We start from the raw sequence: 25,539 nt of genomic DNA, 5'->3' as shown, positions 1-25,539 counted from the left end.
GCTTGGTGCCGAGACGATAGAGTCCCCCGGATTAAAGAAAAAGTAGGCTACATTTCCTTCTTATGCGGAACTATATGTCCGCAATCGAGGAAACAGATGGATAGCCTCAATGGCTTTGTCGTATTCGTGCAGGTCGCCGAAACGCGCAGCTTCGTCGCCGCCGGCCGGCTGCTGGGCGTGTCGGCATCCGCCATCGGCAAAAGCGTGGCGCGACTGGAAGAAAAACTGGGCGTGCGCCTGTTCCACCGCAGCACGCGCAGCGTCACCTTGACGGCCGAGGGGGCGCTGTTCCTGGAACGCAGCCGCCGCATCCTGGCCGAGATCGAAGCGGCCGAACTGGAGCTGTCGCAGGCCGCCGCCGCGCCGCGCGGACGCCTTCGCGTCAGCCTGCCGCTGGTCAGCGGGCTGGTGCTGCCGGTGCTGGGCGAGTTCATGCGCGAGTATCCCGAGATCGAACTCGACCTGGATTTCACCGACCGGATGGTGGACGTGATCGAAGAAGGCTTCGATGCCGTGGTGCGCACGGGCGAGCCGGCCGACTCACGCCTGTCGGCGCGCCGCCTGGGCGCCTTCCAGATCCTGCTGGTCGCCTCCCCCGCCTACCTGGCCAGCCGCGGCACGCCCAAAACGCCGGCCGACCTGCTGCGCCACAGCTGCCTGCACTACCGCTTTCCCAGCAGCGGCAAGCTGGAGACCTGGGCCCTGCGGCAAGCCGACGACGAGCCTGAACTGCAGTTGCCCGTCTCGATGATCTGCAACAACATCGAGACGCGCGCCTGCTTCACGCTGCAAGGATTGGGGATTGCCTACCTGCCGGACTTCGCCATCCGCGAACCCCTGGCGGACGGCCGCCTGGTGCAGGTCCTGAAAGGAAAATCGGAGCGGACCAACGTCTTCCACATCCTGTGGCCCGCCAGCAAGCACCCGTCGCCGAAGGTCCGGGCGCTAGTGGACTTTCTGGGTTCCCGGGTCTTTGCCGACGCCCGGGCGTCCAGGCCCGGGCGTCAGGCCCAGGCCTCGGGTCACTGAGCGCCCGTAGCCACCGGGCGGGACGGATCGCTGCACCACTCGCTCCAGGAGCCCGGGTACAGGCGCGAACCGGACAGGCCCGCGATCTCCATGGACAGCAGGTTGTGGCAAGCCGTGATGCCCGAGCCGCACTGGTGCACGATGGCAGCCGGATCGCGGCCGTCCAGCAGCGTGGCGAATTCCTCGCGCAACTGCGCGGCCGGCTTGAAACGGCCGTCGGCCTGGAGGTTCTCGCCGTTGGGGCGGTTCAGCGCGCCCGGAATGTGGCCGGCGACCGGGTCCATGGGCTCGACCTCGCCGCGGTAGCGGTTGGCCGCGCGCGCGTCGATCACGGTGAAGGCCTGGCGGGAAATATTGTCCAGCACCGCCTGCGCATCCACCGAACCCGCCAGCGAGGCGCCCGGCTCGACGGGCTGGCCCGTGCGCACGGCGGCGCCCGCTTCGGTCGTGGTCGGCAAACCGGCCGCCGTCCAGGCCTGCCAGCCGCCGTCCAGCACTGCCACCTGGTCATGCCCCAGCCAGCGCAGCATCCACCACAGGTGCGCAGCGTACATGCCGCCGCTGGCGTCATAGGCCACCACCAGGGTCTTGGGCGTCACGCCGTGGGCGGCCATGAGCGCACCGAACGCGGCGCGCGACGGCAGCGGATGACGGCCGTTCTTGCCGGTGCGGGCCGCGGCCAGTTCGGTTTCGTGGTCCAGGTAGCGCGCGCCGGGGATGTGGCCCGCGTCATAGGCCTGACGGCCCGCCGCATGGTTGGTCAGGTCGTGGCGCACGTCGAACACGCGCACGTCCGGCGCATCCAGGCGCGCGGCCAGGTCGGCGGCGGAAATCAGGGTCATCGTCATTCGGTGTGCTCCTGTAAGGGTGTTGGGCGACCGCGGCTCAGGCCGGCTTGGGATCGCGCATGGTGCGCCAGATCGACAACAGGCCCGCGAAAATGATCAAGCCCATGCCGGCCCAGGCCAGAGCGTCCAGCTGTTCGCCCCAGAAACCCATGCCAAGCAGGGCCGCGAAGATGATGGTGCTGTACTGCAGCGCCGCCGTCAGCAGCGCCGACCCCAGGCCGAAGGCGCGGGTCATGGCCAACTGGCCGAACAGGCCCGTCACGCCCACGCCCAGCAGCGACAGGTAGCCGGTCCAGTCGGCGTGGCCCCAGCCCTCGAACAACAGTCCGGCCAGGCTGGACACGCAAACGGCCACGGAGAAGAACAGCACCGTGCGCCATTCGGGTTCGCCGACCCGGCCCAACTGGCGGATCTGCATCATGGCGATGGCCGACATGGCGCCGGCGGTCATCCCCAGCAGGGCAGCCAGCCACTGGTCCTCGTTGATGCTGGGCCGCAGCACCGCGATCACGCCCAGGAACCCCAGCGCCACCGCCACGATGCGCACGGGGTCGCGCTGCGCGCCGCCCCAGCCCAGCATCCAGCAGGCGATGAACAGCGGCGCGGTGTAGTTCAGGCTGGTGGCGGTGGCCAGGGGCAGATGGGCGATGGCGAAAAAGCCCAGCCACATCGAGGTGACGCCGGACAGGTTGCGCCACAGGTGGAGTTTCCAGCTGACGGGGATGATGGACTGGCGGCCGGCGCGGGCCCAGATCAGCAGCAGGATGACCGACGGCAATCCGCGAAATAGAACGACTTGCGGCAGCGAGGCGCCGTGTTCGGTGCCGAGCTTCACGAACGAACCCATGATGGCGAACATGGCGGACGCCAGCAACATCCAGAGTGCCTGCATGGGGGTCTACGCTAAGGGAAAAGTGAGGAGGAATAAGGGAAAGCGATACTATACTCTCCGTCACCGGAAGCGGCGCCGCGAGTCGGGGAACTGGCGGCCCGCAGCAGTGTCGAATCCCGGCATATCCTGCTCGCAGAGGAACACAAAAAACATGAAACGCATTGTCCTGTTCGTCCTGACCAACCTGGCTGTCATGCTGGTGCTGTCGGCCACGCTGCGCATCCTGGGCGTGGACCGCTACATCACCGCCAACGGCCTGAACCTGAACGCCCTGCTGATTTTCTCGGTGGTGGTCGGTTTCACCGGCGCGATCATCTCGCTCCTGATCAGCAAGCCCATGGCCAAGTGGAGCACCGGCGCCCAGGTGCTCGACCCGAATTCGCCCCGCAACCAGCGCGAAGCCTGGCTGGTCGACACCGTGCACCAGCTGGCCGACCGCGCCGGCATCGGCCGCCCGGAAGTCGCCATCTATGAAGGCGCCCCCAACGCCTTCGCCACCGGCGCCTTCAAGAACGACTCGCTGGTCGCGGTGTCCACCGGTCTCCTGGAAAGCATGAGCGAGGAAGAAGTCGCCGCCGTGCTGGCGCACGAAGTCGCGCACATCGCCAACGGCGACATGGTCACGCTGACGCTGATCCAGGGCGTGGTGAACACCTTCGTCGTGTTCCTGGCCCGCGTGGTCGGCTACTTCATCGACCGCGTGGTGTTCAAGAACGAACGCGGCATCGGCCCGGGCTACTACATCACCGTGCTGGTCTGTGAAATCATCTTCGGCGTGCTGGCCTCGATCATCGTGGCCTGGTTCTCGCGCCAGCGCGAGTACCGCGCCGACGCCGGCTCGGCCCACCTGATGGGCGCCCGCGAACCCATGATCCGCGCCCTGGCCCGCCTGGGCGGCCTGGAACCGGGCGAGCTGCCCAAGTCCTTCGAGGCCTCGGGCATCACCGGCAAGGGCGGCCTGGCCGCGATGTTCGCCTCGCATCCGCCGATTCCGGCCCGTATCGCCGCGCTGCAGAATGCGCGCGTGATCTAAGCCTTTCGCTCAGACGGGCCTCGCGCCCTGCAGCCCTGACTCGATGGCCCGCTTGCGCGGGCCATCGTCTTTTCCGGCTCCGGCCAAAAAAGGCCCCCAGGATGCGAGGCAGACCCCGAAGACGACCAACATCAGACATTCCTGCTTCAATGGGGTGGGCGCATAATTTCAGGGGCCTGGCGCTGGTCCTGGCCGTATGGATAGACGTGATGTCGAGGGCAGACCGTGGCTGAATCGAGTACGCACTCCCCGGCCCGCGGAACGGGCAGCTGGCTGGTTGCCGTGGGCACGTATACGCGGCCGATGCCGCATGTGCACGGCATAGGGCGCGGCATCCACTTGCTGAGGTTCGACGCCGGGACGGCCACGCTGCGTGAATTGCAGGTGGACAGCCATGGCGTCAATCCCTCTTACCTGTGCCATTCCGCGTCCCTCGACCTGCTGTACGGCGTGAGCGAGCAGGAAGTAGGCGCCAGCATCGACGTCTACGCGGTCGACGACGCGGCCACGCTGCGGCATTTGCTCAATGTGCCTACGCCTGGCGCCAGCCCTTGCCACATCAGCCTGACGCCTGCGGCGGACCGCCTCTTCGTATCCAACTATGGCAGCGGCGAACTCCTGAGCTACCGGCTCGACGGGCAGGGGTTGCCCAGCGCCCCGCCCGACATCATCGTGCGCCATGGCAGCGGTCCGCGCAGCGACCGCCAGGCGAGCCCCCATGTGCATTGCGCCCAGCCGACCCCGTCCGGCGATGCGGTCTACCTGTGTGACTTGGGTACCGACAGCGTCGCCCGCCATGCCTTGCGGGGCGCCGCGCTGGATCTGCTCCCGGACCTGCAGGTGCAGATAGGACCAGGTTCCGGGCCGCGCCACCTGCGGCTGAATCCGGCCGGTACCCACGCCTTCGTGCTCAACGAACTGTCCAATAGCGTGAGCGTCGTTCAACTGCCCACGGCACGCGATCCCCATGCACACGCGCTCGCCCGGATCGGCACGCTGCCGGCAGATTGGCAAAACGCCAACTCCGCGTCCGCGCTTTGCCTGCATCCGAGCGGACGCTGGCTCTACGCGACCAACCGCGGCCACGACAGCATCGCAGGATTTCGGCTATTGGAATCCGCCCCTTGGCTTGAGCCGATAGGCTTGTGGCCCGCCGGCGGGCGCACCCCGCGGGACGCCGCCATCACCCCGGACGGCAGCTTCCTGCTGGTCGCCAGCCAGGACGAGCACCGCATTTCCTGCCTGCGCATCGACCCGGACAGCGGCCAGCTGCAGGCTGCAGGCGTGCCGTTTGCCATTTCCTCCCCGGCCTGCGTTCTTCCCTTGCTTCGGGAAGGAACCCCGAGGCCATGACAGCCGCTCGCCCTCCCGCATCGTCGTCACCCCGTGCCCTCAGCACTCGACGATGTTCACCGCCAGCCCGCCGCGCGCGGTTTCCTTGTACTTGGTCTTCATGTCGGCGCCGGTCTCGCGCATGGTCTTGATGACGGAGTCCAGCGACACATAGTGCTGGCCGTCGCCGCGCAGCGCCATGCGGGCAGCGTTCACGGCCTTGATGGAGGCCATGGCGTTGCGCTCGATACAGGGGATCTGCACCAGGCCGCCCACGGGGTCGCAGGTCAGGCCCAGGTTGTGCTCCATGCCGATCTCGGCCGCGTTCTCGACCTGTTCGACCGTGCCGCCCAGGGCCGCGGCCAGGCCGCCCGCCGCCATCGAGCAGGCCACGCCGACCTCGCCCTGGCAGCCGACTTCGGCGCCCGACAACGAGGCGTTGTACTTGTACAGCAGGCCCACGGCCGCCGCGGTCAGCAGGAAGTCGCGCACGCCCTCGCGGTTGGAACCAGGCACGAAGCGGTCGTAGTAATGCAGCACTGCCGGGATGATGCCGGCCGCGCCATTGGTCGGCGCCGTCACGACGCGCCCGCCCGCGGCGTTCTCTTCGTTGACCGCCATGGCGTACAGATTGACCCAGTCCATCACGGACAGGGGATCGGACAGGGTGCGCTCGGCGCGCTGGGTCAGGTTGCGGTAAAGCTCGGGCGCGCGGCGGCGCACGCGCAGGGGGCCGGGCAGTTCACCGTCCGCTTCCGGATAGTTGATGCCGCAGCCGCGCGACACGCAGTCCTGCATGACCTGCCAGATGCGGTCCAGCCCGGCGTGCACCTCGGCCTCGTCGCGCCAGGTCAGCTCGTTCTTCATCATCAGCTGCGCCACCGACAGGCCGCTCTCGCTGCACATGCCCATCAGTTCGCGACCCATGCGGAACGGGTACGGCAACTGGTCGTGCGCGGCGATGACCTGGCTGTTGGACGCGCCGGCCGTCACCACGAAACCGCCCCCCACCGACAGGTAGCGGGCCTCGCGCAGGGATTCGCCATTGGCGTCAAAGGCGTGAAACTTCATGCCGTTAGGATGTTCCGCCATGGCTTCGCGGCGGTAGAACATCATGTGTTCCTTTTCGACGAAAGGAACCGGATAGCGTCCCAGCAGCGGCAATTGGCGGCTGGCCCGCACCGACGCGATCATGCCGGCGATGGCGGCGGGGTCGACGGTGTCGGGGGCTTCGCCCATCAGGCCCAGCAGCACGCCCTTGTCGGTGCCGTGGCCCTTGCCCGTGGCGCCCAGCGAGCCGTAAAGCTCGGCGCGCACCGTGGCCACATTGGGCATCAGGCCGTCGCGCTCCAGGCCTTGCGCGAACAACAGGGCGGCCCGCATGGGGCCCACCGTATGGGAGCTAGACGGGCCTATGCCTATCTTGAACAGGTCGAATACGGAAACAGCCACGCAAAACTCCATTGCATCTGCGATTGATGAGGCAATGATACGCGTAGGCCAGCCCACGCGCAGCTAGCGTCCTGCCCCGTAGATGCGCCCGCAGGCGTATGCTGTATTGCGGGGACAGGTTCCCCCGGCAGCGCCGCGCATGCGATCATTACAGAATTATTACTTGTCATAAAAGAATGGAAATACGCCAGGATGTCCGGACTCATTACCCTGCTTGACTTCGCCGGCTACGTCGCCCTGCTCCTCTGGGGCGTGCATATGGTCCAAACAGGCGTGCAGCGCGCCTTCGGGGCCGCCCTGGGCGCGGCGTTGGGCAAGGCCTTGGGAACCCGGCTGCGGGCATTCGCCGCCGGACTGGGCATTACCGCCGCGTTGCAGAGCAGCACCGCCACGGGCCTGATGATCACCGGCTTCGCGGCCGGCGGCGTCGTCGGCCTGGCGCCGGCCCTGGCCGCCATGCTGGGCGCCAACGTCGGCACCACGCTCATCGTCCAGCTGCTGTCCTTCGACCTGACCTCGCTCGCCCCCATCCTGATCCTCGCGGGCGTATGGATGTTCCGCCGCTACCCGCCGGGCCGCACGCGCGACCTGGGACGCGTCTTCATCGGCCTGGGCCTGCTGTTGCTGTCGCTGCACCAACTGGTCGAACTGTTCCAGCCCTTCCAGACCGCGCCCATGCTGGGCATGATCCTGGACGCGCTGGCGACCCAGCCCGTGGCCACGGTACTGCTGGCGGCCGCCTTCACCTGGGCGGCGCATTCCAGCGTGGCCGTGGTGGTGCTGGTCATGTCGCTGGCCAGCCACCACATGGTGGCCCCGCACGTAGCCTTCGCGCTGGTGCTGGGCGCCAACCTGGGCACCGCCATCAACCCCATGATCGAAGGCGTGACCGGAGACGACCCCGCCGCGCGCCGCCTGCCCCTGGGCAACCTGCTGACCCGGGTGCTGGGCGTGCTGATCGGGCTGATACTGCTGCCCTACCTGCAGCCGATGATGAGCGATCTGGCCTCCGACCCAGCCCGCGCCGTGGCCAACTTCCACACCCTGTTCAACGCCGTCATCGCCCTGGTGTTCCTGCCGCTGTTGACGCCCTACGCCGCCCTGCTGACGCGCTGGCTTCCCAAGCGCGCGGATCCGAACGACCCGTCGCGCCCGCAGTACCTGGATGAATGGGCTCATGACGTGCCCGCCGTGGCCTTGGGCAACGCCGCGCGCGAGGCCCTGCGCATGGCCGACATGCTGCAGACGCTGCTGCTCTACGCCCGCGCCGGCTTCAAGCGCGACAACCGCCACCGCATGGTGCAGGCGCGCCAGCTGGACGCCGCGCTGGACAAGCTGGAAAACGCCATCACCACCTACCTGGCCACCCTGGACCAGGAGAACATGACGCGCGAGGACATCCAGCGCCTGGACGACATCCTGGCCTTCACCAGCAATATCGGCCATGCCGGCGACATCGCCCACCACGGCCTGCTCAGCCACGTCGCCAAGCTGCGCAAGCAGGGCTGGATCTTTTCGCCCGAACAGCGCGCCAGCCTGGACGACACGCTGGGCCAGCTCATCGCCAACCAGCGCACCGCCGCCGCCCTATTCGTCAACGACGACCTGCGCCAGGCCCGTGCGCTGGCGGGTGAAAAGGCGCGCTTCCGCTCGATCGAAACCCATGCCGCGGACACGCACCTGCAGAAAATCAAGGGCGGCGAGGTCGACGCCGCCGAGGTGGGCGCGCTCTACCTGGACATCCTGCGCGACATGAAGGGCATCAATTCCCATCTGGTCGGCGCGGCGGCCTATCCGCTGCTGGCGCGGCACGGCGAACTGCTGCCCAGCCGCTTGCGCGAGGCTGGGAACTGAGCAGAACGAAAAAGCCGACCTTATGTGGTCGGCTTTTTTCACCGCGCTCTTGGGCAGCTTTCGCTGCCCCGCATCCTACAAATAGCGCTTGAACCACTCCAGCATGCGCTTCCAGCCATCCTGCGCGGCCTCGGCCTTGTAGCTGGCGCGGTAGTCCGCCAGGAAGGCGTGGTCGGCCTCGGGATACACCACGAATTCCGAGCGCCGGGCGTTGTCGTTGCCGGCGGCCAGCTTGGATTTCATGGTTTCGACGTCGGCCAGCGGAATGCTGGCGTCCTTGCCGCCATACAGGCCCAGCACCGGGGCGTGCAGTTCGTTGACCACGTCGAAGGCAACGCGCTTGATCAGCGGGCCATGGCCCACGCTGAGCTTGCCGTACCAGGCCACGCCCGCCTTCACGTCGGGATTGTGCGCGGCGTACATCCAGGTCAGGCGACCGCCCCAGCAAAAGCCAGTCACCGCCACGCGCTTGGGATCGCCGCCGTGCGCGGCCGCCCAGGCCACGCTGGCGTCCAGGTCGGCGAACACCTGTTCGTCCGGCACCTTGCTGACCAGCTCGGCAATGAGTTTCGGGATGTCGGTGTAGACCGAGGCATCTCCCTGGCGTTCGTACAGATTGGCGGCGACGGCAAGGTAGCCGGCCTTGGCGACCCGGCGGCACAGGTCCTTGATGTGCTCGTGCACGCCGAAGATCTCCTGCACAACCAGCACGATGGGCAGGTCGCGCTTGCCTTCGGGCGCGGCGTAATAGGCGGCGATCGTGCCGTCGGCCACGGGCAGTTTGAAATCCCCGTGGACCAGGCCCTGGGTGTCCGTGTGGATCACCGTGGGCGCGACGTTGCCGGCTGCGGCGGAAAAACTCATGAAGAACTCCTGTGTAGGGATGATCAACCAAGCCGGATATCCCGTCAGCGCCTGCACGGCCCCGCGCCTGTCCTAGTGCCGGTGGCCATGCTCCACTTGCGGCGCGGCCTGGCCGGCTTCGGCCTCGTGGTCGTGCCCATGGTGCATCACCGTGGTGACGCTGTAGATCAGCACCACGCCCACGCCGACCAGCAGCAATTGCGGGACGGCATCGGCCAGGGATACCCGTTCGTGCATCTGCGGCATCAGGTCGGCCACCGAAATGTAGAGGAAGCTGCTGGCTGCAACCACCAGGACATACGGCACCCATTGCTGCGCCTGCTGCAGCACGAAGTACCCTATTATGCCGCCCACGGCTGAACACAAGCTGGTGAACAGGATCAGGGAGAACGCGCGGCGGCGCGCCAGGCCCGCGTTGAGCAACACCACGAAGTCACCCAGCTTGTGCGGCACCTCATGGATGATGATGGACGCCGCGGTCAGCACGCCCAGCAGCGGATCGGTCAGGAAAGCCGCCGCCACCAGCACCCCGTCGCACAGGTTGTGCAGCGAGCTGCCGATCAGGATCAGCACGCCGCCGCGGCCCGCCTCGTGGCGGTCATGCCCCTTGTGGTGGTGATGGCCGTCGCCCTCGTGGTGATGGCTGTGGCGCAGCAGCGCAATCTTCTCCAGCACGAAAAAGCCGATCAGCGATGCCAGCATCAGGCCGAACAGCACGTGGGCATCGCCCACCCCCGTCTCGAAGGCCTCGGGCAGCAGGTGCAGCAGCGCCACCGACAGCAGCACCCCCACCGACAGGCTGACCATGTGGTGCAGGTATTGCGCGAAAACCTTGTAGGCCAGCCAACTGGCGACAAGGACGGCGATAAGCCCGCCGGTGACGGTGGCGAGCAAAATCCAGAGCAGCAACATTTTTGGGGGGGACGCTTTAAGGCGGAGGGAAGCGAAACATTATATTGTTTCAATACCAAAAACGGAAATGGGCCGCCCGCAGGCGGCCCATGTGTCCTGGAACCGGGTGCTTCCGGCCCTAGTGGGCCTGCTCCCAGTTCTTGCCCATGCCGACTTCCGCCACCAGCGGCACGCGCAGTTCCGCCACGTTGCACATGAGGCGCGGCAGCGCTTCCTTGACCAGTTCCAGCTCGGCGTCGGGCGCTTCCAGCACCAGTTCGTCGTGCACCTGCATGATCATGCGCGTCTGCAGCTTTTCGGCTTCCAGCCAGTCCTGCACCGCCACCATGGCCATCTTGATCAGGTCGGCCGCCGTGCCCTGCATGGGCGCGTTGATGGCCGCGCGTTCGGCCGCCTGGCGGCGCGGACCCGAGGCGCCGCGGATTTCCGGCAACTGCAGGCGGCGTCCGAAGACGGTTTCCACGTAGCCCTGCTCGCGCGCGCGGCGGCGGGTGTCGTCCATGTACATGGCCACGCCGGGATAGCGGGCGAAATAGCGGTCGATGTAGGCCTGCGCGGCATCGCGCGTGATACCCAGGTTGGACGCCAGGCCGAACACCCCCATGCCGTAGATCAGGCCGAAGTTGATGGCCTTGGCAGCGCGGCGCTGGTCGGTGGAGACGTCGGCCAGCGACACGCCGAACACTTCCGAAGCGGTGGCGCGGTGGATGTCCTCGCCCGCTGCGAAGGCGCGCTGCAGGTTGGCGTCGTCCGACACGTGCGCCATGATGCGCAGCTCGATCTGGGAATAGTCCGCCGACAGCAGCATGCCCTGCTCGGCGATGAACGCCTCGCGTACGCGCCGGCCGGCCTCGGTGCGCACGGGGATGTTCTGCAGATTGGGATCGGACGAAGCCAGGCGGCCGGTAATCACCGCGGCCTGCGAATAATGCGTGTGCACCCGCCCGGTATCCGGGTTGATCATGCGCGGCAGCTTGTCCGTATAGGTGGACTTCAGCTTGGACAGGCCGCGGTACTCCAGCAGCACCTGCGGCAGCGGATAGTCCTGGGCCAGCTTGCTCAGCACCTCTTCGTCGGTGGACGGCGCGCCGCTGGCGGTCTTGCGCACCACCGGCAGCTGCATACGGCCGAACAGGATCTCGCCCAGCTGCTTGGGGGAATTCAGGTTGAAGGGCTGGCCGGCCAGTTCATAGGCCTTCTGTTCCAGCTGCAGCATCTCCTGGCCCAGCTTGTGGCTCTGGCGGCCAAGCTCCGCGGCGTCTACCTTGACGCCGTTGCGCTCGACCGTGGTCAGCACCGAGGACACCTGCATTTCCAGCAGGTAGATACGGTTCAGTCCCGCATCGGCCGCCACCATGGGGCGCAGCACCTGGTGCAGCTGCAAGGTGAAGTCCGAGTCTTCGGCCGCGTAATGGCCGGCCTTGTCCACCGCCACTTCGTCAAAGCCGATCTGCTTGGCGCCCTTGCCGCAGAGGTCCTCGTAGGACACGCCGCTGCGGCCCAGATAGCGCTGGGCCAGGTCGTTCAGGCCCACGCCGCGGTGCGATTCCAGCACATAGGCCTGCAGCATCGTGTCTTCGGCGATGCCGGCCAGCTTGATGCCTTCATTGGCGAACACGTGCGCGTCGTACTTGGCGTGGTGCAGCAGCTTGGCGCGGGACGCGTCTTCCAGCCAGGGCTTCAGGCGCGCCAGCACCTCGGCCTTGGGCAGCTGCGGCGCATTGTCCGGACCGCGATGCGCGACCGGGATGTAGCACGCCACGCCCGGCGCCACCGCCAGCGACATGCCCACCATCCTGGCCTGCATTTCGTCCAGCGAGGTGGTCTCGGTGTCCACCGCGACCAGGGGCGCGTCCTTCAGCTTTTCCATCCAGGCGTCGAACGCGGCCCAATCGGAAATGATCTGATAATCCAGCTCCACGGGCGCGGCGGGCGCCTCGTGCGCAACGCGGGCGTCGCCCGTGGGCACGCGTTCGGCGTCGCCGGTCAGGTCGCGCAGCCAGGTGCGGAAACCGTAGCGTTCATAGAGTTCGGTCAGCGTCGCATCGTCGCGCGGACGCGGCGTCAGGTCATCCACGTTGTCCACGTGGCCGGCCAGGTCGCAGTCGTACTTCACGGTGAGCAATTGGCGCGTCAGCGGGAAGTTGGGAATGGCCTCGCGCAGGTTGCTGCCCGCCACGCCCTTGACGCCTTCCGCGCCTTCAATCAGCTTGTCTATCGAGCCGAATTCCGTAAGCCATTTGACCGCCGTCTTCGGGCCCACCTTGGTGACGCCGGGGACGTTGTCCACGGCGTCACCCACCAGCATCAGGTAATCCACGATGCGGTCGGGCGGCACGCCGAACTTGTTGACCACGCCGGCCTCGTCCAGCACTTCGCCCGTCATGGTGTTGACCAGGGTGACGTGGCTGTTGACCAACTGCGCCAGATCCTTGTCGCCGGTGGACACGATGGTGTGCACGTCATGCTCGGCGGCGCGCTTGGCCAGGGTGCCGATCACATCGTCGGCCTCGACGCCCTCGATGGCCAGCACCGGCCAGCCCAGCGCGCGCACGGCGCGGTGGATGGGCTCGATCTGCGCGGCCAGGTCTTCCGGCATGGGCGGGCGATGCGACTTGTATTCCGGATAGATATCGTCACGGAAGGTCTTGCCGCGGGCATCGAAAATACATGCGGCATACTCTGCCTTATGATCAGAGACAAGTTTGCGCAGCATATTCACCACGCCGTAGAGCGCCCCCGTGGGTTCGCCTTGCGCGTTGCGCAAATCAGGCATAGCGTGGAAAGCGCGGTACAAGTAACTTGAACCGTCGACCAGTAATAAGGTTTTTTTCATGGTTACAAAGGCAGATATGGCAATAGCTGCGGAAACACCCGCCAACAAACAAATTCCGCTGATTATGTCAGAGATACGGACGGCGGCAGACAAGCTCGCGAACATCGGGCCTGCTGTCAGCGTCTTCGGCAGTGCGCGAGTCAGCCGTAATTCCCCCCACTATGAAACCACCGTCGCAATTTCCGCCGCCCTGGCGGATGCGGGTTTCGCGGTGATCGCCGGCGGCGGTCCCGGCATCATGGAGGCAGCCAACAAGGGCGCGTTCGAAGCAGGCGGCACCAGCATCGGTCTGAACATCAGCCTGCCCCACGAAGCGCACAACAACGAATACCAAACCATCAGCCTGTCATTCGAGTATTTTTTCTCGCGCAAGGCAACCTTCTTCATGCACAGCTTCGCCTATGTGGCGATGCCTGGCGGTTTCGGCACCCTGGATGAACTCTTCGAAGCGCTGACGCTCATCCAGACGGGCAAGGTCCCGCCCGCTCCCATCGTGCTGGTGGGCAGCGAGTACTGGTCCGGACTGGTCGAATGGCTGGGCGGCCAGGTGCTGGCCAATGGCATGATAGGCGCGCATGACCTGGATCTCTTCATCATCGAAGACGATCCCGTCAAGGTGGTGCGCAAGGTGGTGGAATTCCACGCCAAGGTCAATTCGGACGCGCAATACGCGCCGTCCCTGCCGGCCTGAAATCGCATGTAGCTCAAGGCCCGCTTGCCGCCCCCTCGGAGGGGCAGCAAGCGCGCGAAGCGTGCGCAGCGTGGGGGCCCTTTCCCTGTTATTTGCGCATGAACGAGGGCAGCACGTCCGGCGGAATCGGGCAGACGTAAGGTTGCCCGCGGCGCGTCTCCATCAGTTCCTCCTTGGCGCGCGCCAGCGCCTCGGGCTGCGTGTACAGATCGGCGGCGGTCGCCGCGATGATCTTGGCCGCGTGCACCATGCCCTTGTGCGCCATGGACATCTTGCCCTGCGCCACCATCTGCCAGGAATGGAACGGCGTGCCGTAGGCGTAGCAAGCGCCCCAGCATTGCGCGGTGGGCGCGACCCAGCTCACGTCGCCCACGTCGGTGGAACCGTAGGTGATCTCAGCCTTGCCGGGCTCGTAGGGCGCCACGCCGGCAAACAGCGGCGTGGGATTGCGCAGCACCGCGCCCAGGTTCTTGCCGGCGTTGTCGATGTCGTCCGTAGAGATCGCATCCCACATGCGGCGAGCGGCCTGCTGCTCGCCCGCGGTGTAATCGGGCCCCTGCAAGGCCAGCATGTTGGCGTACATGATCTGGTTCAACACGCCGTTGGGAATGTAGTTCGAGCAGGCTTTGTCGAACACGATTTCCAGTTCGCAACCCGTCATCAGCGCCGCGCCACGCGCCACGTTCTGCACGCGCTCGTATAGTTCGGACGCCTGCGAATTGATCGGTGCGCGCACCAGGTACAACACTTCGGCGCGGGCCTGCACCACGTTCGGTGAAATGCCGCCGCTGTTGGTCACGGCGTAATGCACGCGCGCATCCGGCACCATGTGCTCGCGCAGGTAGTTCACGCCCACGTTCATCAGCTCGACCGCGTCCAGCGCGCTGCGGCCCAGGTGCGGCGAATTGGCCGCGTGCGCGGCAACGCCGCGAAACCGGAAATAGGCCTGGATGTTGGCAAGCGAGGACTGGTGGAAGATCCCGGTGTGCGATGCGGGATGCCAGGTCAGCGCCGCATCCACGTCGTCGAACAGGCCCGCGCGCGCCATGAAGGTCTTGCCCGAGCCGCCCTCTTCGGCCGGACAGCCGTAGAAGCGGATGGTGCCGGGCAGGCCGTTGGCCTCCAGGAATTCCTTCACCGCCACCGCCGCAAAATGCGCGGCCGTGCCCAGCAGATGATGGCCGCAGCCGTGGCCGTTGCCGTTCGGCGTTTCCGGCGAAGGCTGGCAGGCGTAGGCGCCGCTCTCCTGGCTCAGGCCCGACAGCGCGTCGTACTCGCCCAGGATGCCGATCACCGGGCCGCCGTTGCCGGCCTCGGCCACGAAGGCGGTGGGAATGCCGGCGGCGTCGCGCGTGACGCGGAAACCCGCTACTTCCAGCATCGCGATGTGCAGCTCGGCGGACTTGTGTTCGTCGTAGCGCAGTTCGGCCAGGCTCCAGATGCGGTCGCTCAGTTCCGCGTAGCGCTCGCTGCGCGCGTCGATGAACGGCGCAAGTTTATCGATGGCACCCATTGTTTCTCCTGTGGCTGTAATGGCGGGGAAAAAACCGGTCAGGTCACTCGTCGAGCTTGATGCCGGCAGTTTCAATGATTTTGCGGTTGGCGGCCAGCGTCTGCGCGATGCGCTCGGCAAAGGCCTGCGGCGTGCCGGCGTCGGGCTGCGCGCCCATGCCCGCCAGGCGCTGCACCAACCCGGGCTCGGCCAGCGCACGCACTGCGGCCTGATTCAGGCGCTGCACCACGGCATCGGGCGTACCGGCGGGCACGACCAGGCCGAACCAGGTCTGGCCCAGCGCGTTCAGCTGCGGATAACCCAGTTCCGTCATGGTCGGCAGGTCCGGCATGTCAGGCATCCGCGCGGGCGCCGACACGGCGATGGCGCGCAGCTTGCCGGCCTTGACCAGCGATTGCGCGGACGCGTACTGGTCCTGCTGCACCTGCACCTCGCCGCCCACCGCGGCGGTCAGCGCCGGCCCCATGCCGCGGTACGGCACGTGCAGCACATCGACCTTCAGATCGGCATTCATCGCCGCCAGATTCAGGTGGCCAAGTGAACCGACGCCGGGCGAACCATAGGAATACTTGCCCGGATGAGCCCGCAGCTCAGCCAGGAACTGCGCAAAATCCTGCGCCGGAAACGCCGGATTCACCATCCACACGACCGGCACCGTCGCCACCGAGGCCACTGGTTTGAGCTGCGTTTCGGGGTTGACCCGCTTGGTGCCGTACAGCAGCGGATTGACGGCCATGGTGCTGACCGTGGCCATGCCCAGCGTGTAGCCGTCGGGTTCGGCCCGGGCCACCGCCTCGGTGCCGAGCAGGCCGCCCGCGCCGGCGCGGTTCTCCACCACCACGCTCTGGCCCAGTTCCTTGCGCAGGCCCTCGGCCACCGCGCGGGCCAGCGCGTCCGTGGACCCGCCGGGCGCGAACGGCACGATCAGCCGCAAGGGCTGGGAGGGATAGGCATCCTGGGCGGCGGCCAGGGACGAAACACTGAAAGTTACGGCGCAAACCAGCGCGTGCAGCAGACGGGACTTCATGGACCAGCCACTCCTGGGGAACGGGAAGCGATGTAAGGGATCGCTGCATTGTGTCCAGGGCATATCCTTATTTCAAATACATTAATGCGTGGATATATTCGTATTTTGAATAGCTTCCCTCCCCGAGCCATGGACGTCGCTCCCGCCACCCTGCTGTCCCGCCTGCTCGCCAAAGGCCGCCTGCGCCACCTGCAATTGCTGGCCAGCATCGCCGACCTCGGCAGCATTCAGCAGGCGGCCAGCCATATCGGCCTGAGCCAACCCGCGGCCACCCATGCGCTGGCCGACATCGAAGATCTGCTGGGCGTGCAACTGTTCGAGCGCCATGCCCGCGGCATGCGCACCACGCGCAGCGGCCAGCTCATGGCGGAGTGCGCCCGCAGCATGCTGACGACGCTGCGCGCTTCCACCGATTCGGTGGCGGCCCTGCGCCAGGGCGCCACGGGCAATCTGCGCCTGGGCGCCATCCCGGCAGCCACGGGCGGCCTGCTGGCCGAGCGCCTGCCCGCCTACATGAACGCGCGGCCCGGACTGCAAGTAGAGGTGGTGGAAGGCAGCCGCGAGCAACTACTGCCGCAAGCCGCCAGCGGCAGCCTGGACATGTTGCTGTGCCGGCGTCCGGAGGCCGTGCCCGCCGGCCTGGAATTCGTGCCGCTGCAGGAAGACGCGGCGGTGATCGTAGCCGCTGCCGGCCACCCGCTGCTGGATCCGGATGACGCCCCCACGCTGGCGCAGGTGGCATCCCAACTATGGATAGAACCTCGCCCGGAATTGGCCATCCATGCGGTCTTCAAGGCCTTCTTCGAACGCGCCGGCGTGGTGCCGCGGCTGTGCCGGCTGAGCAGCGCCGCCCCGCCCATGCCGCTGCTCATCGCCGTCATGCAGGCGCAGAAGGCCTTGGCCATGGTGCCGCAGACCCTGGGCAACTGGTACATGCAGCACGGACATTTCCAGCGCGTGCGCATCGAATCGCCCGGTTCATTCCAGCCCATCGGCGCGATCGTGCGCGACCAGGGACCGGGCCGCGATTTCCTGGACTGGCTGGCGGCCGGGCGCAAGGCCAGCTGAGCCAGCCAGGTCTTCAGCCTATGTCGCCGCCCGCCACATACATGATCTGCCCGGTGATGTAGGACGCCTCGGGCGCCGCCATGAAGCAGATCGCCGCGGCGACTTCCTCGGCCTGGCCCAGGCGGTCCTGCGGCGTGTCGCGCAGGCAGGAGGCATACATCTCGCTGACCCAGGCGGCTTCCTGCGCGGATGGCGTCTCGTGATTGCGCGGAATCGCGCGCACGCCGTTGTCCAGCGCGCCCGGCGACACGCAATTGACACGCACACCCGACTTCGCCAGCTCCAGCGCCATGCAGACGGTGGCGGCGTGCACGCCGCCCTTGGAGGCCGAATACGGCACCCGGTAGATGCCGCGCGTGGCGTTGGAACCCACGTTGACGATGGCGCCCGCGCCCTGCGCCCGCATCACCGGTATGACTTCACGGCAGGACCACAGCGTGGGCCACAACGAACGGTTGACCTCGCGCTGCATCTGCTCCGGCGTGTATTCCCAGAACGGCCGGGTCCAGATCGTGCCGCCCACGTTATGCACCGACACGTCGATGCGGCCGTTGATCTCCAACGCGGCGCGCACCATGGACTGCGCGCCCTCATGGGTTTCCAGATCGGCCTGTGCGAAGCTCGCACGTCCGCCCGCGGCGCGGATCTCCTCGGCCACGGCGGCGCCCTGCTCCTCCGCCCGGTCCACCACGACCACGTGCGCGCCTTCAGCCGCCAGGCGCCGGGCCGTTGCCCGGCCCACGCCCTGGGCGGCGCCGGTGACCAGGGCCACCAGGCCCTCGAAGCGTAGATGTGTGCTCATGCTTGTATCGTCCTTTGCTATATCAATGGGCCGCCGAAAGCGCGCCGTCCGGCCGCGCGTGCTTGAGCTTGAGGCTCAGCACCGCCAGGGCCGCGACCGCCAGGGGTATCGCCAACGCGATGAAGAATCCCGACGGTCCGCCCCAGGCCAGGAAGCTGCCGCCGATGGCCGAACCCGCGATCGCGCCCGCGCGGCCCATGCCGATAGCCCAGCCGGTGGCGGTGGCGCGCAAGGCGGTGGGGTAAGCGCCCACGACCAGGTAGTTCAGTGCAATCTGCTGACCACCGATGCCGAAGCCGGCCGCGCCGACCAGGATGAAGACCAGCGTCCAGTTGTCGCCGGCCTGGCTCAGGCCGACGGCCACCACGATGCCCAGCGCGAACATGCCGCCAAGCAGCCTCCTCGTGTTGACGCGCGGCAGCACGAAGGACAGCGGAATCGCGCAGATGATGAAGACGGCGTTGACGATGACCGTGCCCATGGGCGCCTGCTCGGCGGGCAGGCCCGCGGCCTTCAGCACCGTGGGCAGCCACGACAGCAGCATGAACCACGCCACCCAGTTCAGCAGGTACACCGCCCAGATCGCCACGGTCTTGGCGCCGTGGCCATCCGAGAACAAGGCGCCGACGCCGGCGCGCGCGACGGATTCCTCCGGCACGGTGAACTGCGTGTCGGCGTCCAGCTTGCGGCGCGAGATGGCCGACAAGACGCGCGCGATGTAGCGCTGGCTTTCCGGATCGCGGCGCGTGGCCTTGAAGTACAGCGACTCGGGCAGCATCAGAAAGGCGACGGCAAGCAGGACCAGCGGCGCCAGGCCGCCCACGATGAAGATGCCTTCCCAGCCGATGACGGGCAGCATGCGGGCGGCCAACAGGCCGCCCAGCATGGCGCCGGCCGGCAGGCCCAGCAGCACGCCGGTCATGATGGCGCCGCGCAAACGGGCCGGACCGTACTCGGCGGCCAGCGCCAGCAGCACCGGCGTGCAGCCGCCCATGCCCAGGCCGGCGATGAAGCGCAGCACCAGGATATGGGTGGTGTCGGTGGCCCAGGCCGTCGCGAGCGTGGACAGGCCGAACAGGGCCAGCCCCAGCATGATGGCCGGACGGCGGCCGATGCGGTCGCCGATCAGGCCCAGGGTCATGGCGCCCACCGTCATGCCGACGATGCCAGCGGTCAGGATGGGCGCCAGCGCGCCCGCCTTCAGATCGAAGGCGGCCAGGATCGCCGGCCCGGTGAAGGCGATCGCCTGTGTGTCGAAGCCGTCGAACAGCGCGATCAGAAAGCACAGGATCAACACGCGCCATTGAAAGGCGCCCAGTCGTTCCTGGTCGATCAGCGTCGGAATCGACCAGCTGGAAGTCGCGGTCATGATGGTTGTCTCCATGGCGCGGCCGAACCCGGCCTCGCGCCTGCGGGTTGTTCTAGGTGATTTGGGGGAAAAAATGGCGGCGCCGCTTGCGGGCGCCGCCCGGGCATCGGTCAGGCGGTGGCGCGGTCCATGCGGGCTTGCGGACGGGCCTCGTCGGCGTCCAGCGCCGGCTGCAGCACAAAGTCGAAACAGACGCGCGTGAACGGCGCGTTCACGCCCAGGCTCTCATAGCCGGCGGCCGGCGTATTGGGCTGCAGTTCGACCACCAGGCCGTCGCGCGTGGCGAAGGCGAAGTCATCGTCCAGGAAGGTGTCGCCCGGGATGTTGACCTGCGTGGTCAAGGTGCGCTGCCCGTCGGCCGCCACCAGTAAGTGGATGTGGGCCGGCCGGTTGCCATGGCGGCCCAGCGCCCCGAACAGTTCGGACGTGGGGCTGTTCGGCGGAATCGCGTAGCCCGGCGGGATGAAGCTGCGAAAGCGGTAGCGGCCTTGCGCGTCGGTCTTGATCTTGCGGCGCAGGTGGTAGTCCGCCTGGTCGGGATCGAAGTGCGAATAACGCCCCAGCTCGTTGGCGTGCCACACGTCCACCAGCGCGCCGGCGACGGGATTGCCGTCCACGTCACGCACCTGCCCTTCCATCACCAGCACCGTGCCGGCTGCGGGATCCTCGTCCAGGCGGGCTTCGCCGTCGGACAAGGGCGCGCCCGCGATGTAGAGCGGTCCCTCGATCGCGCGCGGCGTGCCGGCGGCACGGCCGGCGGCCTCGTCGGCCTCTTCCTCGCGGATGTCGATCAGGCGGTCAAAGCCCAGGCCTGCCGTGATCAACCCCAGTTGGCCGCTGCCGCCCAGGCGCGCAAGCCAGTCCACGCCCGCCCAGAATTCATCGGGCTTGATGTCGAGATCGTCGATCGCGCGGAACAGGTCCGACACGATGCGCTGCGTGATCTGCCGCACGCGGTCGTTGCCCGGATTGACCTGGGAGCTGTTGACCAGGTCCAGTAGTTGTTGCTGGGTATATTCAGCCATGATGCGTCTCCTGCTTTTTGGAATGATCGGGAAAGTGATGGGTCAGGTCGCAGCGGCCTCGCCGCGGCGGCCGAAGTCGACCGTGGCGGGCGTCAGGCCCGCCCTTGCGCGGTCAAAACGTTCCAGCCGTTTTTCGTCGACGACGACGCCAAAGCCGGGGCCGTCGGGAAGGTGGAGTTCGAAGTCGCGCACGGTCATGGGCTGCTCGACGATGTCGTCGACCAGCAATTGCGGGCCGAACAGTTCGCAACCGTGGTGCTGGTCGGACAGCGTGGCGAACACGTGCGCCGACGCCGCGCTTCCCAGCGAGGTTTCCAGCATGGTGCCGCCGTACCAGCCGATGCCGGCCGCTTGCGCCACGGCCGCGACCTCGCGCGTGCGCAGCAACCCGCCGTGCTTGGCGACCTTCAGGGAAAACACATGGCAGGCGCGCTGCGCGGCCAGCATGTAGGCGTCCTGCGCGGAGCACACGGTTTCATCCGCCATGATCAGCGCGGCCGAACCCAGCGACTGCGTCGCTTCGCGCAGCGCCTGCACGTCCCACTTCGCCACGGGCTGTTCGATCAGGGTCACGCCGGCCTCCACCAGTTGCGGCAGATAGCGGCGGGCGGTGTTGCCGTCCCAGGCCTGATTGACGTCCACCGTCATGTCGGCGCGGCCGTCCAGGCCGCGCGCAATGCGCGTCACGTGCGCCACGTCGTCCGCCGGACTGCGCGCGCCGATCTTGAGCTTGAAGAGGCGATGGCGGCGCGCCTGCATCATCTGCTCGGCCTCCTCCAGATCGCGTTGCGAATCGCCGCTGGCCAGCGTCCAGGCCAGCGGCAGGCGTTCGATGCGCTTGCCGCCCAGCAATTGCCAGGCCGGCACGCCCAGGCTGCGCGCCACGGCGTCCAGCAGCGCCATCTCGACCGCGCTCTTGGCGAAGGTATTGCCCTTGCAGACCGCATCGAAGCGGTTGAGGTGTTCGGCGAATCTGCGCGCATCCGCGCCGGCCACGGCGGGAGCCAGGTAGTTCTGGATCGCATGCAGGATGGTTTCCGGCGATTCCTCGTTCCACGACGGGCCGCCTATCGTGGCCGCTTCGCCAAAACCGCAGGCGCCGTTGGCTAGCCAGAGCTGCACGATCACCGGGCTTTGCCGGTTGATGGCGCCGAACGAAAACTTGTGCGGCCGGATCGTCGGGATGTCGACGATTCTTGCGTGGATGCGCTCGATGCGCCAGGTGGCATCGTCTGCCGTGATCGGAGCCGGGGTCGAAACGGATGTCATAAAGCCTGAAGCCCTGCGTGAGTGATGCGGCAAGGTTAGGGCTCGGCCGGTTTTGCATCCAATGATTTATATTGCATTTATCATTCGATATGGTCGAACGATACACTTACAATCATCGACCGCCCAGACCGGCATAGCGCCAGGAGCCCCTCGATGGAATTGCGCCAGCTGCGCTACTTTCTCAGCGTCGCCGACACCGAGCACCTGACCCGCTCGGCCGACGCCCTGCACGTCACCCAATCCACCCTGTCGCATGGCCTGCGCCAGCTGGAAGAAGAGCTGGGCATGCCCTTGTTCGACCGCATCGGCCGGGGGCTGCGCCTGTCGCAGGCGGGCCGGGTGCTGCGCGACCACGCCAGCCGGGCGCTACAGGAAATCGAAGCCGGCAAGATGGCGCTGGCGGATCTGGCCGGCCTGCAGGCGGGGTCCCTGACCATAGGCGTCATCCCCACCTTCCTGACCCATTTCGTGCCGGACGCGGTGGCCGGATTCAGCCTGGCCTTTCCCAAGGTCCAGATCCAGGTGCGCGATCTGCGGGCTGGCCCCATTGAAGACCTGCTGGTCAGCGGCCAGCTGGACCTGGGCATTTCATTCCATCCGGCGCTGCGCGACGAAATCGAGGCGCAACCCCTGTTCGACGAACGCCTGCAGGTCGTGGTTGGCAAAAACCACCCGCTGGCCTCGCGGCGCAGCCTGCGCATGCGCGATCTCGCGGGTGTGCCGCTGGCGCTGCTGCCGCGCAGTTTCGCCACGCGCCGCATGATAGACGCGGCCTGCGCCCAGGCAGGGCTGACGCCCGACGTGCGGGTCGAAATGGAGTCGGTGGACGCCTTGATCCACCTGTGCCGGCAGGGCGAACTGGCGACCATCGCCGCCGAGCATGCGGCAGGCGCGGCCGGATCGGGGTTGAAGAGCATCGCGCTGACCGACCCCACCACCATCCGCCGCGCGGCCATCCTGTGGCGCAAGGAAGCCTCGCGCAGCCGCGCCGCCCAGGAGTTCGCCGCCCGGCTGCTGGACGCGGTGCAGCGCCTGCCTGGCGCGGCAAGCGCGAACCGCCCCTGACACTGCGGCCCCCAAAAAAAACGCAGCCCGAAGGCTGCGTTTCTTTGTAGCAGCGCAGCCAAGCTGCGCGCCATGCCATCAGACGGCGGATTCGCGCGCGGCGCGCTTGCGCTCGTTTTCCAGCAGGAAGCGCTTGCGCAGACGGATCGACTTGGGCGTAATTTCCACGAGTTCGTCGTCGTCGATGAATTCCACGGCGTATTCCAGCGACATCTGGATCGGCGGAACCAGGCGCACGGCTTCGTCGGTGCCCGAGGCGCGCACGTTGGTCAGCTGCTTGCCCTTGATGGGGTTCACGACCAGGTCGTTGTCGCGGCTGTGGATGCCGATGATCATGCCTTCGTACAGCGCATCGCCCGGGCTCACGAACATGCGGCCGCGATCCTGCAGCTTCCACAGGGCGTAGGCCACGGCGTCGCCGTGATCCTGGCTGATCAGCACGCCATTGCGGCGCTCGCCGATCGAGCCTTCCTTGATGGGCGCGTATTCGTGGAAGATGTGGCTCATCAGGCCGGTGCCGCGCGTCAGCGTCAGGAACTCGTTCTGGAAACCGATCAGGCCGCGAGCCGGGATCAGGTATTCCAGGCGGGTACGGCCGCGGCCGTCCGGCTGCATGTCCTGCAGGTCGCCCTTGCGGCGGCCCAGCTCTTCCATCACGCCGCCCTGGTGGGCGTCTTCGACGTCGACGGTCAGCGATTCGAACGGCTCGCACTTCACACCGTCGATATCCTTGAACACCACGCGCGGACGCGACACGGCCAGCTCGTAGCCTTCGCGGCGCATCGTTTCCAGCAGAATGGTCAGGTGCAGTTCACCGCGGCCCGACACCTCGAACACCGTGTCGTCGCCCGTGTCGCGCACGCGCAGCGCCACGTTCGACTTCAGTTCGCGGTCCAGGCGGTCGCGCAGCTGGCGGCTGGTCACGAACTTGCCTTCGCGGCCGGCCAAGGGCGAGGTGTTCACCATGAAGTTCATGGTCAGGGTGGGCTCGTCGATGCGCAGCATCGGGAACACGTCCTGATTGGCGGTGTCGGTCACCGTGCAGCCGATGCCCAGCTCTTCGATGCCGTTGATCAGCACGATGTCGCCGGCTTCGGCTTCGTCCACGACGATGCGCTCCAGGCCGTGGAACTTCAGCACCTGGTTGATGCGGCCGCGGCCGCCCTGGCCTTCAGGACCGAACTTGTAAGCCACTTCCATGCCGGGACGCATGCGGCCGCGGTTGATGCGGCCCACGCCGATCTTGCCGACGTAGCTGTTGTAGTCCAGCGAGATGATCTGCATCTGCAGCGGACCATTGGGATCGTCGTCGCGCTGCGGCACGTGTTCGAGGATGGCTTCGAACAGCGGGCGCATGTTGCCTTCGCGCACTTCAGGATTCAGGCCGGCGTAGCCCGACAGGCCCGAGGCGTAGATCACCGGGAAGTCCAGCTGCTCGTCGGTGGCGCCCAGCTTGTCGAACAGGTCGAAGGTGGCGTTGATGACGAAATCGGTGCGGGCGCCCGGACGGTCGACCTTGTTGACCACGACGATGGGCTTCAGGCCCAGGGCCAGCGCCTTGCGGGTCACGAAGATGGTCTGGGGCATGGGGCCTTCAACCGCATCCACCAGCAGCAGCACGCCGTCGACCATGGACAGCACGCGCTCGACTTCGCCGCCGAAGTCCGCGTGTCCCGGGGTGTCGATGATGTTGATGTGCGTGCCTTCGTATTCGACGGCACAGTTCTTGGCCAGAATCGTAATGCCGCGTTCTTTTTCCAGGTCGTTCGAGTCCATGACCCGTTCGGTCAGCGCCTGGTTTTCGCGGAAGGTGCCGGATTGGCGCAGCAGCTGGTCGACCAGGGTGGTTTTACCGTGGTCCACGTGGGCGATGATGGCGACGTTGCGCAAGGCGCGAGTCATAGCGAGTCCTTTAAGGTCAGGGTGGAGGGCAGCAAGCCCTCCGGCAATTCGTTCAATGCAAGCAATGCCTGCTTGGGGTCTGGCATGGCCTGCAAGGCATCCAGCGCAACGGCGCGTTCCAGGGAAAACGGCCCGACGTGCGTGCGCCGCAGCGCCGTCAGGTGGGCGTAACAGCCCAGCACGCGCCCGATGTCCTGGGCCAGCGTCCGGATGTATGTGCCTTTACTGCATGCCACATCGATCTCTGCCTCGGTTCCGTTCAGGGACAGCAGTTCGATGCGGTAAATCGTGATCTGGCGCGGCGGCCGTTCCAGCTCGATGCCGGCGCGCGCGTACTCGTACAAGGGCTTGCCGTCGCGCTTGAGCGCCGAATACATGGGCGGAATCTGCTCGATCGTGCCCGAGAAACGTGACAGCGCGTCGCGCAGCGCCTGCTCATCCACGGTAAAGCCCGGCTCGGCGGTGGACACGACGTTGCCGGTCAGGTCGCCGGAGTCGGTTTCGGAGCCAAATTGCAGCGTAGCGCGATATGCCTTGTCGGCGTTGAGCATCGCGCCGGAAATCTTGGTTGCGCGTCCCATGCAGCACACCAGCAGACCGGTGGCGAAGGGATCCAGCGTGCCAGTGTGGCCGGCTTTTGCCGCGTCCATGGCGCGTTTGGCGCGTTGCAGGGCGTGGTTGCTCGACAAACCCACGGGTTTGTCGAGCAACAGCACACCGTCGAGCGTAAGCCCGCGTCGTTTAGCCATCGTCGGA

At 66.8% G+C, this 25,539-nt stretch carries 21 protein-coding genes; 7 read left to right on the top strand and 14 right to left on the bottom strand.

Annotated elements, in window-relative coordinates:
- Positions 1–96 precede the first annotated feature (96 nt).
- On the top strand, positions 97–1,029 hold the full coding sequence (locus tag IB258_RS23375) for a LysR family transcriptional regulator (protein WP_192353276.1): 933 nt from the start codon (positions 97–99) through the stop codon (positions 1,027–1,029).
- Here IB258_RS23375 and IB258_RS23370 read toward each other — a convergent pair.
- Entirely contained in the window at positions 1,023–1,877 is an 855-nt protein-coding gene (locus IB258_RS23370; protein ID WP_192353275.1) for a sulfurtransferase, read from the bottom strand. The genes IB258_RS23375 and IB258_RS23370 overlap by 7 nt on opposite strands.
- 37 nt (positions 1,878–1,914) lie before the next feature.
- Complete coding sequence (locus IB258_RS23365; RefSeq protein WP_054451009.1) at positions 1,915–2,769, bottom strand: DMT family transporter; 855 nt, start codon at positions 2,767–2,769, stop codon at positions 1,915–1,917.
- 151 nt (positions 2,770–2,920) lie between these two features.
- Here IB258_RS23365 and htpX point away from each other — a divergent pair, with 151 nt between their 5' ends.
- A complete protein-coding gene (htpX, locus tag IB258_RS23360; RefSeq protein ID WP_013392481.1) occupies positions 2,921–3,802 on the top strand; it encodes a protease HtpX in 882 nt (293 codons plus the stop codon).
- 225 nt (positions 3,803–4,027) lie between these two features.
- Entirely contained in the window at positions 4,028–5,155 is a 1,128-nt protein-coding gene (locus IB258_RS23355; RefSeq protein ID WP_192353274.1) for a lactonase family protein, read from the top strand.
- A 39-nt stretch (positions 5,156–5,194) separates the two neighbouring features.
- On the opposite strand, the gene IB258_RS23350 is transcribed toward IB258_RS23355, so the two are convergent.
- Complete coding sequence (locus IB258_RS23350; RefSeq protein WP_119450578.1) at positions 5,195–6,586, bottom strand: L-serine ammonia-lyase; 1,392 nt, start codon at positions 6,584–6,586, stop codon at positions 5,195–5,197.
- A gap of 192 nt (positions 6,587–6,778) precedes the next feature.
- Between IB258_RS23350 and IB258_RS23345 the strand changes: the two genes are divergently transcribed.
- On the top strand, positions 6,779–8,440 hold the full coding sequence (locus IB258_RS23345; protein ID WP_054451007.1) for a Na/Pi cotransporter family protein: 1,662 nt from the start codon (positions 6,779–6,781) through the stop codon (positions 8,438–8,440).
- 75 nt (positions 8,441–8,515) lie between these two features.
- Here IB258_RS23345 and IB258_RS23340 read toward each other — a convergent pair whose 3' ends face one another.
- The 3 genes from IB258_RS23340 to polA all read right to left on the bottom strand — a co-directional run bounded on the left by IB258_RS23340 (position 8,516) and on the right by polA (position 13,052).
- Positions 8,516–9,304 (bottom strand): dienelactone hydrolase family protein, encoded by a 789-nt coding sequence (locus tag IB258_RS23340; RefSeq protein WP_125470911.1) that lies wholly within the window; start codon positions 9,302–9,304, stop codon positions 8,516–8,518.
- 72 nt (positions 9,305–9,376) lie between these two features.
- Positions 9,377–10,216, bottom strand: a complete 840-nt coding sequence (locus IB258_RS23335; protein WP_054451005.1) for a ZIP family metal transporter — start codon at positions 10,214–10,216, stop codon at positions 9,377–9,379.
- Positions 10,217–10,334: 118 nt separating this feature from the next.
- Complete coding sequence (gene polA, locus IB258_RS23330) at positions 10,335–13,052, bottom strand: DNA polymerase I (RefSeq protein ID WP_119450566.1); 2,718 nt, start codon at positions 13,050–13,052, stop codon at positions 10,335–10,337.
- A gap of 64 nt (positions 13,053–13,116) precedes the next feature.
- Here polA and IB258_RS23325 point away from each other — a divergent pair, with 64 nt between their 5' ends.
- Positions 13,117–13,743, top strand: coding sequence for a TIGR00730 family Rossman fold protein (locus IB258_RS23325; RefSeq protein WP_042792592.1), 627 nt, complete (start codon positions 13,117–13,119; stop codon positions 13,741–13,743).
- 88 nt (positions 13,744–13,831) lie between these two features.
- Here IB258_RS23325 and IB258_RS23320 read toward each other — a convergent pair whose 3' ends face one another.
- Both IB258_RS23320 and IB258_RS23315 read right to left on the bottom strand, forming a co-directional pair.
- On the bottom strand, positions 13,832–15,256 hold the full coding sequence (locus tag IB258_RS23320) for a M20 family metallopeptidase (RefSeq protein ID WP_054451003.1): 1,425 nt from the start codon (positions 15,254–15,256) through the stop codon (positions 13,832–13,834).
- A 43-nt stretch (positions 15,257–15,299) separates the two neighbouring features.
- Positions 15,300–16,283 carry a tripartite tricarboxylate transporter substrate binding protein gene (locus IB258_RS23315; RefSeq protein ID WP_082400683.1) on the bottom strand — a complete coding sequence of 328 codons (984 nt, stop codon included), beginning with the start codon at positions 16,281–16,283 and terminating at the stop codon, positions 15,300–15,302.
- A 129-nt stretch (positions 16,284–16,412) separates the two neighbouring features.
- On the opposite strand from IB258_RS23315, the gene IB258_RS23310 reads away from it, so the two are divergent.
- Positions 16,413–17,351 carry a LysR family transcriptional regulator gene (locus IB258_RS23310; protein ID WP_054451001.1) on the top strand — a complete coding sequence of 313 codons (939 nt, stop codon included), beginning with the start codon at positions 16,413–16,415 and terminating at the stop codon, positions 17,349–17,351.
- A 13-nt stretch (positions 17,352–17,364) separates the two neighbouring features.
- On the opposite strand, the gene IB258_RS23305 is transcribed toward IB258_RS23310, so the two are convergent.
- The 4 genes from IB258_RS23305 to IB258_RS23290 form a co-directional block, all read right to left on the bottom strand.
- Positions 17,365–18,153, bottom strand: coding sequence for a 1,6-dihydroxycyclohexa-2,4-diene-1-carboxylate dehydrogenase (locus IB258_RS23305; RefSeq protein WP_054451000.1), 789 nt, complete (start codon positions 18,151–18,153; stop codon positions 17,365–17,367).
- Between the two features lie 22 nt (positions 18,154–18,175).
- On the bottom strand, positions 18,176–19,522 hold the full coding sequence (locus IB258_RS23300; protein ID WP_054450999.1) for an MFS transporter: 1,347 nt from the start codon (positions 19,520–19,522) through the stop codon (positions 18,176–18,178).
- Positions 19,523–19,632: 110 nt separating this feature from the next.
- Complete coding sequence (locus IB258_RS23295) at positions 19,633–20,547, bottom strand: dioxygenase (RefSeq protein WP_192353273.1); 915 nt, start codon at positions 20,545–20,547, stop codon at positions 19,633–19,635.
- Between the two features lie 42 nt (positions 20,548–20,589).
- A complete protein-coding gene (locus IB258_RS23290; RefSeq protein WP_054450997.1) occupies positions 20,590–21,816 on the bottom strand; it encodes a muconate cycloisomerase family protein in 1,227 nt (408 codons plus the stop codon).
- A 153-nt stretch (positions 21,817–21,969) separates the two neighbouring features.
- On the opposite strand from IB258_RS23290, the gene cynR reads away from it, so the two are divergent.
- Positions 21,970–22,881, top strand: coding sequence for a transcriptional regulator CynR (gene cynR, locus IB258_RS23285; protein WP_192353272.1), 912 nt, complete (start codon positions 21,970–21,972; stop codon positions 22,879–22,881).
- A 78-nt stretch (positions 22,882–22,959) separates the two neighbouring features.
- Here cynR and typA read toward each other — a convergent pair whose 3' ends face one another.
- Positions 22,960–24,783 (bottom strand): translational GTPase TypA, encoded by a 1,824-nt coding sequence (gene typA / locus IB258_RS23280; protein WP_054450995.1) that lies wholly within the window; start codon positions 24,781–24,783, stop codon positions 22,960–22,962.
- Positions 24,780–25,532: a tRNA pseudouridine(55) synthase TruB gene (gene truB / locus IB258_RS23275; protein WP_054450994.1), complete on the bottom strand. Its 753-nt coding sequence runs from the start codon at positions 25,530–25,532 to the stop codon at positions 24,780–24,782. The genes typA and truB overlap by 4 nt, the downstream gene beginning before the upstream one ends.
- Positions 25,533–25,539: the final 7 nt, after the last annotated feature.

This window comes from Achromobacter sp. ACM02, assembly GCF_014851605.1.
GTDB lineage: Bacteria > Pseudomonadota > Gammaproteobacteria > Burkholderiales > Burkholderiaceae_B > Achromobacter > Achromobacter aegrifaciens.
The sequence above is the reverse complement of the archived record's forward strand: the minus strand, read 5'-3'. Positions and strand labels throughout refer to the sequence as shown.

What these genes read in the sequence shown, in the direction of transcription:
- typA (WP_054450995.1), bottom strand. Translation starts at nt 24,783, where the DNA reads ATGACTCGCGCCTTGCGCAACGTCGCCATCATCGCCCACGTGGACCAC.
- truB (WP_054450994.1), bottom strand. Translation starts at nt 25,532, where the DNA reads ATGGCTAAACGACGCGGGCTTACGCTCGACGGTGTGCTGTTGCTCGAC.
- IB258_RS23305 (WP_054451000.1), bottom strand. Translation starts at nt 18,153, where the DNA reads ATGAGCACACATCTACGCTTCGAGGGCCTGGTGGCCCTGGTCACCGGC.
- IB258_RS23365 (WP_054451009.1), bottom strand. Translation starts at nt 2,769, where the DNA reads ATGCAGGCACTCTGGATGTTGCTGGCGTCCGCCATGTTCGCCATCATG.
- IB258_RS23375 (WP_192353276.1), top strand. Translation starts at nt 97, where the DNA reads ATGGATAGCCTCAATGGCTTTGTCGTATTCGTGCAGGTCGCCGAAACG.
- IB258_RS23310 (WP_054451001.1), top strand. Translation starts at nt 16,413, where the DNA reads ATGGACGTCGCTCCCGCCACCCTGCTGTCCCGCCTGCTCGCCAAAGGC.
- IB258_RS23325 (WP_042792592.1), top strand. Translation starts at nt 13,117, where the DNA reads ATGTCAGAGATACGGACGGCGGCAGACAAGCTCGCGAACATCGGGCCT.
- IB258_RS23335 (WP_054451005.1), bottom strand. Translation starts at nt 10,216, where the DNA reads ATGTTGCTGCTCTGGATTTTGCTCGCCACCGTCACCGGCGGGCTTATC.
- htpX (WP_013392481.1), top strand. Translation starts at nt 2,921, where the DNA reads ATGAAACGCATTGTCCTGTTCGTCCTGACCAACCTGGCTGTCATGCTG.
- IB258_RS23300 (WP_054450999.1), bottom strand. Translation starts at nt 19,522, where the DNA reads ATGACCGCGACTTCCAGCTGGTCGATTCCGACGCTGATCGACCAGGAA.
- IB258_RS23290 (WP_054450997.1), bottom strand. Translation starts at nt 21,816, where the DNA reads ATGACATCCGTTTCGACCCCGGCTCCGATCACGGCAGACGATGCCACC.
- polA (WP_119450566.1), bottom strand. Translation starts at nt 13,052, where the DNA reads ATGAAAAAAACCTTATTACTGGTCGACGGTTCAAGTTACTTGTACCGC.
- IB258_RS23315 (WP_082400683.1), bottom strand. Translation starts at nt 16,283, where the DNA reads ATGAAGTCCCGTCTGCTGCACGCGCTGGTTTGCGCCGTAACTTTCAGT.
- cynR (WP_192353272.1), top strand. Translation starts at nt 21,970, where the DNA reads ATGGAATTGCGCCAGCTGCGCTACTTTCTCAGCGTCGCCGACACCGAG.
- IB258_RS23340 (WP_125470911.1), bottom strand. Translation starts at nt 9,304, where the DNA reads ATGAGTTTTTCCGCCGCAGCCGGCAACGTCGCGCCCACGGTGATCCAC.
- IB258_RS23295 (WP_192353273.1), bottom strand. Translation starts at nt 20,547, where the DNA reads ATGGCTGAATATACCCAGCAACAACTACTGGACCTGGTCAACAGCTCC.
- IB258_RS23345 (WP_054451007.1), top strand. Translation starts at nt 6,779, where the DNA reads ATGTCCGGACTCATTACCCTGCTTGACTTCGCCGGCTACGTCGCCCTG.
- IB258_RS23320 (WP_054451003.1), bottom strand. Translation starts at nt 15,256, where the DNA reads ATGGGTGCCATCGATAAACTTGCGCCGTTCATCGACGCGCGCAGCGAG.
- IB258_RS23370 (WP_192353275.1), bottom strand. Translation starts at nt 1,877, where the DNA reads ATGACGATGACCCTGATTTCCGCCGCCGACCTGGCCGCGCGCCTGGAT.